This is a genomic window from Phormidium yuhuli AB48 (assembly GCF_023983615.1).
GTDB classification, from domain to species: Bacteria; Cyanobacteriota; Cyanobacteriia; order Cyanobacteriales; family Geitlerinemataceae; genus Sodalinema; species Sodalinema yuhuli.
This window is the reverse complement of sequence record NZ_CP098611.1, coordinates 4,187,796-4,199,613: the sequence shown is the minus strand read 5'-3', so window position 1 is coordinate 4,199,613 and position 11,818 is coordinate 4,187,796. Positions and strand designations below refer to the sequence as shown.

Genomic DNA, 11,818 nt, shown 5'->3' with positions numbered 1-11,818 from the left:
GGGAATAGGGGGGGAAGGCAATAGGCAATAGGCAATAGGCAATAGGCAATAGGCAAAAGATGGTAGGATGCGTCCCGGCATCAGTAAAAGTTTTGACCTAGGCCTATCGATTCAAACTTGCCGGAACGCATCTCCCCTGGGGGATGTCAGAGTTTGAGCATGGCCATGAAGGCTTCTTGGGGAACGTCGACGGTGCCGATCGCTTTCATGCGTTTCTTCCCTTTAGCTTGTTTTTTGAGCAGTTTCTTTTTGCGGGAGATGTCGCCGCCGTAGCATTTGGCGAGGACGTCTTTGCGGAGGGCGGGGATGCGTTCGCTGGCGATGATGCGACTGCCGATGGAGGCTTGTAAGGGGACTTTAAATTGATGGCGGGGGATTAATTCTTTGAGTTTTTCCACCAGGGCCCGACCGACGGGGTAGGCTTTGTCTCGGTGGACGATGACGGCGAGGGCATCGACGGGGTCGCCGTTGACCATGACGTCGAGACGCACGAGGTCGTTTTCGCGGTAGCCAATCATTTGATATTCCATGCTGGCATAGCCGCGCGATCGCGATTTAACTTGGTCGAAAAAGTCGGTGACGACTTCGGCGAGGGGTAATTCGTAAATGAGGGTGGTGCGGGTGGGGGTCAGGTATTTCATGTTTTTGAACTCGCCGCGACGACCTTGGCAAAGTTCCATGAGAGTCCCGACATACTCTTCCGGGGTAATCAAGTCGACTTGAACGTAGGGTTCTTCGATTTTCTCCCGCTGGACGGGATCGGGCATGAGACTGGGGTTGTCGATGTTGATGACATCGCCGTCGGTGGTGGTGACGTGATACACCACGGAGGGGGCAGTGGTGATGAGGTCGAGGTTATATTCTCGTTCGAGGCGTTCCTGGATAATTTCCATGTGCAGGAGGCCCAGGAAGCCGCAGCGGAAGCCGAAACCCATGGCGCTGGAGGTTTCGGGTTCGTAGTTGAGGGAGGCGTCGTTGAGTTTGAGTTTTTCTAGGGCATCCCGGAGGTCTTCAAATTGGTCGGAGTCGGTGGGGAAGAGGCCACAGAAGACCATGGGTTTGGCTTCGGTGTAGCCGGGGAGGGGACTCTCGGCGGGGGTTTTGGCTAGGGTGATGGTGTCGCCGACGCGGGCATCTTCGACGGATTTGATGGCGGCGGCTAGGTAGCCCACTTCGCCGGCGTGGAGGCTGTCGACGGGCTGCTGGGTGGGGGAGAGGATGCCAATTTCGTCGAGGTCAAATTCTTTTCGTGAGGCCATGAAACGGACGCGATCGCCCTGGTTCAGGGTTCCGTCCATGATGCGGAAATAGACGATGACTCCGCGATAGGGGTCGTAGTAACTGTCAAAAATTAAGGCTCGCAGGGGTTCATCGACGGTATCCTGGGGAGGCGGCACTTGCCGTACTAGGTATTCCAGGATTTCCGGGATGCCGATACCTTCTTTGGCGGAGGCGTGGATGGCTTCGGAACAGTCGAGGCCCACCACTTCTTCGATTTCTTCCCTGACACGCTCGGGTTCGGCCCCGGGGAGGTCGATTTTGTTGAGGACGGGGATAATTTCTAGGTCGTTTTCCAGGGCGAGATAGACGTTGGCGAGGGTTTGGGCTTCTACTCCTTGGGAGGCGTCGACGACGAGTAAGGCTCCTTCACAGGCGGCCAGAGACCGGGAGACTTCGTAGGAGAAGTCCACATGGCCGGGGGTGTCGATGAGGTTGAGGACGTAGGTTTGTCCATCTTTGGCGGTGTAGTTCATGCGGGCCGCCTGGAGTTTGATGGTGATGCCCCGTTCCCGTTCCAAGTCCATGTTGTCCAGGAACTGTTCTTTCATTTTCCGCTGTTCTACGGTTCCGGTGTAGGACAGCAGGCGATCGGCCAGGGTGGATTTACCGTGGTCGATGTGGGCGATGATGGAGAAGTTGCGGATGCGGGAAACGGGTACGTCGGTCATATAGGTGTTGGAGTGGCAGAGTTGAGGATGAGGACGCAGAACCGGTGATGGGACCGATTGCTTTACATATTTTAGTCCGTTGCTGGGGCTGTGGGAAATCTGCCGGCTGAGATCATGGCAAAATGAGCTTGAGGAGTTTGGGGGCGATCGCCCCTGGCTCCTCGACCCCTTCATGGTTGACGCTTTTATATCATCATTATGACAGGACGCGACGGAGAACTACGCACGACGGATGAACTTCTGAAACGCTATAAGGCTGGGGAACGGGAGTTTGAGCAAGTTCGCCTGAGTGGGGCGGATTTACACAATACGATTTTGCATGGCATTGATTTAAGTGAGGCGATTCTCAATCAAGCCAATCTCAGCCGGGCGGATTTACGGGGGGCGGATTTGAGTTGGGTGGATTTGAGTGGGGCGGATTTGCGTGGGGCGGATTTACGGGGGGCGATTCTGACGCGGGCGGATTTGAGTGGGGCCAATCTCAGTCATGCCAATCTGTTACGGGCGGATCTGAGTTTGGCGAATCTTGAGGAGGCGAATTTGAGTGAGGCGATTCTCCCCGATGGCACGATTCAAGGGGTGATTACGCCGTTGGAAGAGGAGGATGCTGATGATACGGGGGGAACGGTGTTGCGGCTGTACTATCACCCAGTCTCTTGGAATGCCCGGCGGGTGTGGATTGCCCTGTTAGAAAAGGGGATTTCCTTCGAGTTGGTGGCCTTGAGGTTGGATGGGGACCAGCGATCGCCCCAGTTCCGCGAGGTGAACCCCTTTGGCCAGGTTCCGGTGTTGGTGGATGGGGAATTTACGGTGTTTGAATCTCTGGCTATTCTGGATTACATCGAGGCGATCGCCCCTTATCCTCCACTCTTACCCCGAGAACCGAAAGCCTTAGCCACGGTCCGCATGATTGAGATGTTGACGGTAAATGAGTTACTACCGCGACTGATGCCGTTAATGCGTCATGAGTTTGGAGAAACGCCTCTAGATGAGTCGGGGTTAAAGGCGGTGCATGAGTCCCTTGATGAGGTGTTAGAGGTCTTTGAAGACAAGTTACAGGGAAATCCCTATTTTGGCGGCCCAGCCCTAAGTCTGGCAGATATCGTAGCGGGTACGGTCATTCCCTGGCTACCCCGCAATGGTCATCTCCTACCCCAGTTCCCACAGTTACAAGGTTGGTGCGATTTATTACACCAACGCGACACCTGGACGCAAACGGAACCCACAGAGAGTGAACTCGCCGCCGCCAAGTCCCATCTCCGACAACTCCTAGCCACAACCTAGTCTCTTGCCTAGGGCGACCATAAAGGTACGCCCCTACATTATTTCTGTTCCCTGTTCCCTGTTCCCTGTTCCCTGTTCCCTTCCCCCTCCATCGGTCCTAAATAGTTCCGGAGATAGGGCGAAAACACCTCATAGATGAGTGTCAGAGGCTGACCATGATGCCAAAAGAGGTAGTGGCGACCCCAGAATGGGCCTGACTCATTAAACGCCTGTTCTAGGGGGCGTGAGTGACCGTAATAGATCCCTCGCACATCACGATAGAGTTCAGCATGGATGCGGGAGAGGTTTTCCCAGATGGGGAGGGAGCGGTTTTGTAAGTAGTCGTCGATGTGACTAGCTTCCCACCAGGAGGTGGCGTAGGCTAGTCGTTGTCCGGAGGCAGTACGTAGCCACACCTGTCGCCGCAGTCGGGGACTGGGTACGGCTTTGATGAGGTCGGGGGCGCAATCTCCGTCAGTGCCGATAGCCGACATATCAATGACATCGACTTCGGTGGGTTCGCCGGTGAGCAGGCGTAGGTGACGGGTGGGGGAACCATCCCCAAGCAGCAACATTTGCCAAGCAGGGGCGAGTTGCTGGTGGGGGAGGCCATGACGAACTGCGTCCTCTCCCCCTTGCCAAATTAGATCAAGGGCGTTCCAAGTTCGGCAGGCGTCAGTGCGATCGGGATACTCGAACGTCGCAGTCAATTTTCTTAACAGAACTTAACTTTTCCCTTTCCATCATAGCGTTGTTCGTTCGATCGCTGAGGGGATAACGGGGATAACCGGGAAAATCTAGGTTAGGCTTAGAAGAGGGCGGCCTGCCTCGGGAATCCCTGCTAGTGCTGGACTGCTGGCAATTCCTGGACGATGTATCCCCCCATTCAATGCCCTTGCCCTTCATTTATTGCCTGACAAAAACTTCTGAATGTTCAACGCTGACTGGGTTCAACGTTTCTCTAGGCTTATTGCACGTCATACGGGATTACTGATTCGCCCTCAAGACGAGCGCAATTTGTGTAAAAAATTAGAACAACGGCTGTGTACCTTGGGACTGTCGTCTCCCTCCCAGTACTATGAGTTGCTGCGCCTTGAGGTGGATAACCCCTTGACGGTCGATCGCCAAACGAGTGCCAGTCGGCGCGAATGGACGGTTTTGATTCGTCGTTTGGTGGTGACGGAAAGTTATTTTTTCCGCGATCGCGGCCAGTTTGAGTTGCTGCGATCGCGCCTGTTGCCGGAAATTTTGGTGAAACGGCGCAATATCGCTGCCCAAAACGGCCAGCGTCCCCAGTTAAAGATTTGGAGTGCGGCTTGTGCGTCGGGTGAAGAACCCTATTCTTTGGCGATCGTTCTCTGGGAATTACTGAACGATCGCGATCACTGGGATTTACAGATTATCGGCACGGATATCAATGATGAAAGCTTAGCCGTTGCCCGACGAGGGGAGTATAGTGCTTGGTCCTTTCGTCAGGTGGATGCTTCGATTCAACGTCAGTACTTCCAGCAACAGGGCGATCGCTATCGCCTCAACCCCGAGATTCGCCGCCTGGTGACCTTTAAGGGCCTGAACCTCGTCAGTGATGCTTTTCCCGATGTGAATCTCAACCTCTATGACCTAGATTTAATCCTCTGCCGCAATGTTTTCATCTATTTTGAACCGGCCGCCATTGAACAGGTTTTAGAGAAGTTCTACGACAGCCTAAGTCTGGGAGGCTATCTCATTGCGGCCCATGCCGAGCTGCAAAGTTCCGGGAATCATCAGTTCCACAGCCAACTGTTCCCCCAATCGGTGGTTTATCAACGCTGCGATCGCTTAGAGCATCAGGGATTGCGATCGCTCCCGACTCAAATATCCCCGCCAAGGACTTATCCAACCCCACCCCAAACAGTGCCTCTACCCGTTCTACCCCAGCCCAGTCCCATAATCCCCCTCAACCCCGTAGCCCGCCCTGTGATGCCCCGGGTGGAGCAACGGGAGCGGGTTGAGGGGGAACCGGCCCATTGGCAAGAGGCCCAGCAACAGTTTCAGGCCTCCGCCTATCCCCAGGCCATCCACACAGCGGAACAAGTCCTATCTCAGCACCCCCGTCATGTGGAAGCTTATCTCCTGATTGCCCGGGCCTATGCCAATCTCGGAGAGCATCAAAAGGCGGTTTATTACTGTCTACAAGCATTAGAGATTGACTCCTTAGCCGTTCGTCCCCATTATCTCCTGGCTCATCTCTATGACGCCCAGGGCCAGATTAACCGGGCTAAGCAGGTGCTGAAGAAAATTATCTACCTGGCCCCGAAAATGCCGTTAGCCTATTTGGAACTGGCGCAAATCTACCGTCTAGAGGGGGATCTACAACGGGCCCAACGCATGGAGGAGAGTGCCGTAAACATTCTGCGATCGCTCCCCCCGAATACTCCAATGGATGTTGACGCTCAACTCACAGCAGGGCAACTGTTGCAACAGATTAAAAACTCTTGAGCCAATCGCGCGGGATTTTCGAACTGGTATGACTCCTATGGATTTATCTCCCTATCTCCTCTTTGACATTGCTCACAGCCACTATGCCATCAACGCCAAGGTGGTTGAAGAGGTGTTCTTTTTGCCTGAACTAACCACCATGGCCGAAGCCCCCCGCGATATTGTGGGGATGTTCAACCTGCGGGGAACTATTGTTCCGGTGTTCGATTTGCCTCATTGCCTCGGCCATCGCCGCCAACGCTATCAGTTGAGTGATAGCCTCATCACGATCCATGACGGTGAGCTGAAAGTGACATTTTTGGTCAATCAGGTTCGAGAAGTGGTCCAGATTGACCCTGAAAGCATTACCCGTAAGTTTATTTATCAGCCTCAGGAGGGCGGTTCTCCATCTCCCGATGTGGCCTGGGGAGATTCCCCATCTCTCCCCCTGCGTCAACGCCAACGCTTCTTAAAAGGGGTGGTTCAAATTCAAACTCATCTTGTCTCACTTTTGGATGAGGAGGCGATTCTGCAGGCCCTGCGTCAGCAAGTTCCTGAGGATGATGAGTTCATAGAGGAGTCTGAGGAGCGTTCGCAGCAACAGGAACCTGAACGCGATCGCGTTGAGTTTTGCCCCGATGCGAGTCTGGAGGAACAGGATGTCTTTCGGCAACGGGCCAATCGTCTGCGCACCCCGACGGAAACCCCAGACTTGAATCAGATCATCTCTCTGGCAGTTGTGGCCTTACAGGGAGAGTATTTTGGCATTGATCTCCAGGTGGTGCGGGAGTTTACGGATGTTCGTTATATCACCCCCATTCCCTGTTGTCCGCCTCATGTGGTGGGCAATATGAATCTGCGGGGGGAAATTCTCACGCTTATCCGGATTAATCAATGTCTCAATCTGGAGCCAACGCTGTCTGAGGGCGATCGCCACCCCGAGCAGCGCCGACGAGCGGTGGTGGTGCAGGTTGATAAAATGGTGGTGGGGATTTTGGTGGATGAAGTGTTTGATGTCACCCCCATCAACCCCCGTAACATTTCGCCGATGCCCACGGCGATTCGGGCCACCTCTGATGAATACTTACAGGGAACGGTTCTCTATGAAGCCACTGCCCTCACTATTTTAGATATCCGTAAGTTGCTCACTCAAGGCGAGTTGGTGGTGGATGAGGAACCGTAACCCCTGAGTTACATTGGCGGGGGAAGTCACCAGGTTCAAAAATGGGTACAGGAATGGGCAATGCCGATCCATCGAGTCGCTATCGTTTAAACACCTCTAGTCAGCATCGCCAAACCTATGGCCAGTTTTTTACGCCCCCCAAGGTAGCCCGATTGATGCTCCATTGGGTGCTTCAGCGGCAGCCCCATCAAATTTTAGATCCAGCCTTTGGCTTAGGGGTCTTCTATCGAGAACTGCTCAGCCTTGAACTGCGCTCTCTTGTCACCTCAGCCTATGAATTTATTGCCTATGATATTGACCCGGTTATTTTATCTTATACTCAAGATATCATCTCTAAAAATTCCTGCCTTACTCTTATCCCTAAAGATTACTTAAAAGCAGACATTCAGGGAGTAGATGCAATTATTTGCAATCCTCCCTATATGCGATTTCAAAAGTTCCTGAATCGACAGGAGGTTCGCCAAAATCTTGAGGCTAAACTCGGCTATAGGCTTAAAGGAAATTCAAACTTAGCCTCAATTTTCTTGATGAAGTCCTTGTCAGAACTCAATCCTTGGGGTCGTCTTGCGTTTATTTTACCATTTGAATGTTTTAATACTCGTTATAGCCTGCCCTTCAAAGAACAGTTATTTAAGGAAAAACTACTAAAGCAAATTATTGTAGTACGAAATGAAAAAGACATATTTCCTGATGCGTTGACTACAGTTTGTGTGCTACTTTGCGAGAACAATCAGAAACAGGAGCCAGTCAAGCTTAGTTTTGTGGAAAATCAAGCCACCCTGGAGAGTTTGCAGGATTTTTCTCAATGGTTTCAGGCTCAACTCCCCCCAACGATGTTTTCCACGGAGGAAAAGTGGTCAACGGTGATTGAGTCAGCTAGAGGGGGGGTCACTCCTCCTAAGGACTTTTGCCTCCTGTCAAACTATGGACACTTTCGACGGGGAATTGCCACAGGAGCCAATGCCTTTTTTAGCCTGACACCATCTCGGGTGAAGCAGTTGGGGTTAGGAGATGATACTTGGTGTTCCTGCATTAGTAAAAGCCAGCAGTTACAAGAGCTGGTGTTAACCGGCCAACATCTAGAACAGTTAGTGCAAGGGGATAAGGCTATCTATTGTTTAGATATTCTCAACGCGGATACCCCAGAATTGCAAGCCTATATTGCCTTTGGGGAGGACTGTGGCTATCATCAGCGTTATCTGACCAAAATGCGTCATCCTTGGTACAAATTAGAGCGGCGACCGGTATCGCCGTTGTGGGTTGGGGTGTTCCATCGCCAGCGGTTTAAGGTGGTTCGTAATTTGTCCGATGCGTTACATTTAACCTGTTTTCACGGCTTTTATCCGAATCAGATTGGAGCAGAGTGGATTGATGCGATTTTTGTCTATTTGCTCAGTGATGTGGGTCAAAGCTTGGTGAAACGCAATCAACGCCACTATGGGAATGGGTTAAATAAATTTGAGCCGGGGGATTTAAATCAAAGTCTGGCCCCAAACCTGGAGCACTTGCAGGGGATGGATCAGAGGCTCGTGGTCAAGGTGCTGCATCTGGCTCAGGAGGATGTGGCGGGGGCGATCGCCCTGAGTAATCAACTGATGGAACCCCTCTACCCGGGCCCTTAAGGAACAAAGCGACAGGGACGGTGGATGGCATCCTGGAGCAGTTCTTTATATTCGGGGTCATCAATAATATGGGCCCCGAAACGGGCTAGATGAGGATTCATCAACTGGGCGTCAAATAACTCAAAGTTTTGGCGGCGCAGATGTTCGACGAGTTTCACCATGGCCACTTTAGAGCCATCGGGGATGTTGAAAAACATGGATTCGCCGATAAACACGGCACCAATGGTGATGCCGAGAATTCCCCCGGCGAGGCGATCGCCCTGCCAGGTTTCAAAGCTATGGGCCCAGCCGCTGTGGTGTAAGCCTAGATAAATGTCCTTGAGTTCCGGGGAAATCCAGGTACTTTCTCGGTTCGCGCAGCCGGCGACGACGGCGGGAAAGTCACGGTTGATGGCGACGCTAAACCGCTGTTGGTTGAGAACCCGTCGCAAGGATTTGGGGTAGCGGAAACGCTCGTCGAGGGGAATGAGGGTGCGCTCATTGCTGCAATACCAGTCGAGATGGCCAGAGTCAGGATCCAACTCATCCTCAGTGTTCATGAGGAAATAGCCTTGGGAATAGCCGTGGATGATATGGGTGATATCGGTATTCATCGTGGTTGAGTCAGACAGCACCACTTGGGGGTTACTGGATATGAAACAGGAGGGGCAAGGGAAACACGCTACAATGGGCACGTTAGAATTGCTAAAAATTCTCTCTAAAGACGTTAAGGCCCACTCATCATACAAGTTTACAAATGGTGTCAGATCCTCATAGCCCCCAACCTATCCGACCCGTAACCTTGCCCCCGGTGAATGACCCAACTCAGGAAGGAAGATGGCTCAAAGAGAGTCTTCATCGCTGGCTGGATGAGGAGTTTATTCCCGAGGCGATTAATGGCGAGATTGCTGAACGAGCAACTCGGGTGTATGTGCGGCAGCGCCTTGAGGGGGAAAATGATGTGGGCTCGTTGGTTCTGGCGATTGTGACGGAAATGCAGTCGTTCGATTTTTCCGAAAGCTTTTTTGGGGAGTTTGCGATCGCCAATGCGGTGAGTGATCTGCTGTTAGACAGTCTCGGGATTGATCGCTGCTGTGGGGCCTGACGGGTTGGCCGATCCGGGTCAACTCTAGGGCGATGATGGGCGTGTTTCTGCCATAAGGCCAAAAAAAACAGGGGTACGGCAGACGACATCAACGCCAGCGTCACCCCCATCTCAATGATCGCGAATTACCAACTGGATTTGACCAGTCCGGGGAGGAGTCCTTCGTGAGCCATTTCTCGGAGTTGGTTGCGGCACAGACCGAAGTCCCGGTAGTACCCCCGAGGACGACCGGTAGCCCAGCAACGATTGCGAACCCGAGTGCGGGAACTGTTGCGGGGGAGCTGTTGCAGCTTACGATGGATTTCCATTTTCTCGCGCTGGCTGGGGGCAGTGCGAAACTCCTCTTTGAGTTCGGCACGCCGTTCAGCGTATTTTTCAACCAGTTGTTTGCGCTTCTTATGACGCTCGATGGAGCTTTTCTTAGCCATGAAAAATTTGTTCTCTGCTTCTGTGCAAGACACCAATCTCTCATTATAGGCGATCGCCCCCAGAATGGAAATGGGGGCGAGGGTTGGGTTTAGGACTTAGGGGCCAGGGTGGCTTCATCCAGCTCCAGTCATAGAGGTGGACAGGTTCATAGCCGCGAAATTCTCCGGTTTGGCGATCGCTCTCGCTATAGGCGGTCATGCCGACGTTATACGGGGAGTTCGGGGTAACGAGAGACCGTTTCTAGCGAAAGTATGAACAAACGTATCTTAATCTAAAGCTTGATTGCGATTTGCGGGCATCCAGGGAGATTTGCCAAACGTCAGTGATACCTTGTAATCCATGGTTAGCCGTTCAGACGGCTCCTCGGTTGGAAACGGCATTTGAATCATCGGTCTTATGTACAACAAAAACACAAAACAAGATCCCATCGTTGCAGCAGTCACGGCCGCCTTGGGAGCCGGGGTAGCAACGTCGTTTGCTGTGGCTCAAGGTCAAAGTCCCTGGTTGGCGTTAGGAATTACGATTTTTGCAGCGGCTCTGGCCCTGATTCTTGACCACCTGGGTGTGGTCTAGGTGCTGATGCTGACGGGGACTGGGACTTGTTAACATGGGAGTTGAGTCAAATTCCGCTCAAATCGCCATGTCTTACCTCTTTTTGCCCCCTCGCCATCTGCTTTCGATGAGAGGGGGAACGTTTATACTCCTTTTCACGGTCCTCCTTTGGGGCGGAGGCCCGCTCGCCTCGGATGTGCGGGCTTCTGTTTCTCAGTCCTTCGAGGTGAACTCGTTGGGCCCTGGGGCGATCGCCCAAAGCAATTCGGTCTTGCAGTTCGGCGATGCTAATAATGATGTGGCGGAAGTACAACTGCTGCTGACGGAGTTTGGCTATTTCGACGAGCCGGTGAGCGGCTTTTTTGACCGCGAAACTGAGAGAGCGATCCAAGAGTTTCAGGAGGACGCTGGCTTAGCGGTGAATGGACGGGTCGACGCCAACACCCGTGAGGCTTTATTTGGCCGGTCTATTGCTTCTCGTCGTCTATTTTCCTCCAATCAATGGCTTGGCTTTGGCGATCCTGTCCTGCAACCGGGGGATGAGACCGGTAGTGTGCGCGAGTTGCAGGTGGCCCTGAATCAGATTGGTTTGGGCCCCATTGCAGAAGATGGCGTCTATGGGAATCAGACGGCCAGCACTGTGCGGCGGTTTCAACAACGCTACGGAATCGACGCTCCGGTGTTAGGACAACTCGATCGCCGCACGGCACTGGTGCTGTCGGGAGTCTTGGAAGGTCGTATTCGCCGGGCGGAGTTTCCCGTTGAACTGAGGCCTGGAGATTTTGGCTTTGAGGTGCGAGAGTTGCAACGGGTATTGTCAGAAACCCGTAACCCTCAGGGGTCTGCCTATTTTACGGGACCTTTCACGGGTTTGTATGCTGAGATTACTGAAGATGCGGTGCGGGCCTATCAGCGGGATAACGGTCTGGAGGCCTCTGGGATAGCGACGGAGCGAACCTTAAATCGTTTGTTTGCCAACCATCGGTATGTGGTGGTGGTTCCCTTTCGCCATAATCGCCCTCCCATGGCAGAGATGAATCGGCTTCGCAGTGCGATCGCCCGTCTGGATAATTTACCGGGCCTACGACCCCAGTCCTTACGCTTTTTTGGCGATCGCCGGGGTCCTTATATGGATGCGGGTCGTTATGTCGATCGTGAGGCGGCGGAGGCTCGGGTGTCGGCGTTACGGGAGCGAGGGTTAATCAACGCTCGGGTGGAACATTTCCAGAACCCTCTGGCCCGGATGCGTCTGTCTCAAGCAGATTTGAGACCTTGATGG

General features: G+C 53.1%; 12 protein-coding genes. 7 read left to right on the top strand and 5 right to left on the bottom strand.

Going from position 1 to position 11,818, the window contains the following annotated elements; all coding sequences use genetic code 11:
- Positions 1-146: 146 nt before the first annotated feature.
- The gene (gene lepA / locus NEA10_RS18105) at positions 147-1,949 is read right to left on the bottom strand and encodes a translation elongation factor 4 (protein ID WP_252662735.1); all 1,803 of its coding nucleotides are present in this window, start codon (positions 1,947-1,949) and stop codon (positions 147-149) included.
- A gap of 198 nt (positions 1,950-2,147) precedes the next feature.
- On the opposite strand from lepA, the gene NEA10_RS18100 reads away from it, so the two are divergent.
- Positions 2,148-3,233, top strand: a complete 1,086-nt coding sequence (locus NEA10_RS18100; RefSeq protein ID WP_252662734.1) for a pentapeptide repeat-containing protein — start codon at positions 2,148-2,150, stop codon at positions 3,231-3,233.
- Between the two features lie 38 nt (positions 3,234-3,271).
- Here the strand turns inward: NEA10_RS18100 and NEA10_RS18095 are convergent, their stop codons facing one another.
- Positions 3,272-3,922, bottom strand: a complete 651-nt coding sequence (locus tag NEA10_RS18095) for a chorismate lyase (RefSeq protein WP_252662733.1) — start codon at positions 3,920-3,922, stop codon at positions 3,272-3,274.
- Between the two features lie 220 nt (positions 3,923-4,142).
- Here NEA10_RS18095 and NEA10_RS18090 point away from each other — a divergent pair, with 220 nt between their 5' ends.
- The 3 genes from NEA10_RS18090 to NEA10_RS18080 are packed head-to-tail and all read left to right on the top strand — an operon-like array spanning position 4,143 to position 8,474.
- Positions 4,143-5,690, top strand: a complete 1,548-nt coding sequence (locus NEA10_RS18090; RefSeq protein WP_252662732.1) for a CheR family methyltransferase — start codon at positions 4,143-4,145, stop codon at positions 5,688-5,690.
- A 37-nt stretch (positions 5,691-5,727) separates the two neighbouring features.
- Positions 5,728-6,852, top strand: coding sequence for a chemotaxis protein CheW (locus NEA10_RS18085; protein WP_252662731.1), 1,125 nt, complete (start codon positions 5,728-5,730; stop codon positions 6,850-6,852).
- Between the two features lie 41 nt (positions 6,853-6,893).
- Positions 6,894-8,474, top strand: coding sequence for an N-6 DNA methylase (locus NEA10_RS18080; RefSeq protein WP_252662730.1), 1,581 nt, complete (start codon positions 6,894-6,896; stop codon positions 8,472-8,474).
- Here the strand turns inward: NEA10_RS18080 and aat are convergent.
- Positions 8,471-9,067, bottom strand: coding sequence for a leucyl/phenylalanyl-tRNA--protein transferase (gene aat / locus NEA10_RS18075; RefSeq protein WP_252662729.1), 597 nt, complete (start codon positions 9,065-9,067; stop codon positions 8,471-8,473). The two genes, NEA10_RS18080 and aat, sit on opposite strands and share 4 nt — an antisense overlap.
- Positions 9,068-9,210: 143 nt before the next feature.
- Between aat and NEA10_RS18070 the strand changes: the two genes are divergently transcribed.
- Positions 9,211-9,558 (top strand): DUF8822 family protein, encoded by a 348-nt coding sequence (locus NEA10_RS18070; RefSeq protein ID WP_252662728.1) that lies wholly within the window; start codon positions 9,211-9,213, stop codon positions 9,556-9,558.
- A 125-nt stretch (positions 9,559-9,683) separates the two neighbouring features.
- Here the strand turns inward: NEA10_RS18070 and rpsN are convergent, their stop codons facing one another.
- Complete coding sequence (gene rpsN / locus NEA10_RS18065) at positions 9,684-9,986, bottom strand: 30S ribosomal protein S14 (protein ID WP_252662727.1); 303 nt, start codon at positions 9,984-9,986, stop codon at positions 9,684-9,686.
- Positions 9,987-10,029: 43 nt separating this feature from the next.
- Positions 10,030-10,185, bottom strand: a complete 156-nt coding sequence (locus NEA10_RS18060; RefSeq protein WP_252662726.1) for a hypothetical protein — start codon at positions 10,183-10,185, stop codon at positions 10,030-10,032.
- Positions 10,186-10,383: 198 nt separating this feature from the next.
- Between NEA10_RS18060 and NEA10_RS18055 the strand changes: the two genes are divergently transcribed.
- Positions 10,384-10,560 (top strand): hypothetical protein, encoded by a 177-nt coding sequence (locus NEA10_RS18055; RefSeq protein ID WP_252662725.1) that lies wholly within the window; start codon positions 10,384-10,386, stop codon positions 10,558-10,560.
- Positions 10,561-10,765: 205 nt separating this feature from the next.
- Positions 10,766-11,815, top strand: coding sequence for a peptidoglycan-binding domain-containing protein (locus tag NEA10_RS18050; protein WP_252662724.1), 1,050 nt, complete (start codon positions 10,766-10,768; stop codon positions 11,813-11,815).
- Positions 11,816-11,818 lie beyond the last annotated feature (3 nt).

Coding starts and splice junctions, on each gene's coding strand:
- lepA (WP_252662735.1), bottom strand. CDS start 1,949: ATGACCGACGTACCCGTTTCCCGCATCCGCAACTTCTCCATCATCGCC.
- NEA10_RS18100 (WP_252662734.1), top strand. CDS start 2,148: ATGACAGGACGCGACGGAGAACTACGCACGACGGATGAACTTCTGAAA.
- NEA10_RS18090 (WP_252662732.1), top strand. CDS start 4,143: ATGTTCAACGCTGACTGGGTTCAACGTTTCTCTAGGCTTATTGCACGT.
- NEA10_RS18085 (WP_252662731.1), top strand. CDS start 5,728: ATGGATTTATCTCCCTATCTCCTCTTTGACATTGCTCACAGCCACTAT.
- NEA10_RS18080 (WP_252662730.1), top strand. CDS start 6,894: ATGGGTACAGGAATGGGCAATGCCGATCCATCGAGTCGCTATCGTTTA.
- aat (WP_252662729.1), bottom strand. CDS start 9,067: ATGAATACCGATATCACCCATATCATCCACGGCTATTCCCAAGGCTAT.
- NEA10_RS18070 (WP_252662728.1), top strand. CDS start 9,211: ATGGTGTCAGATCCTCATAGCCCCCAACCTATCCGACCCGTAACCTTG.
- rpsN (WP_252662727.1), bottom strand. CDS start 9,986: ATGGCTAAGAAAAGCTCCATCGAGCGTCATAAGAAGCGCAAACAACTG.
- NEA10_RS18060 (WP_252662726.1), bottom strand. CDS start 10,185: ATGACCGCCTATAGCGAGAGCGATCGCCAAACCGGAGAATTTCGCGGC.
- NEA10_RS18055 (WP_252662725.1), top strand. CDS start 10,384: ATGTACAACAAAAACACAAAACAAGATCCCATCGTTGCAGCAGTCACG.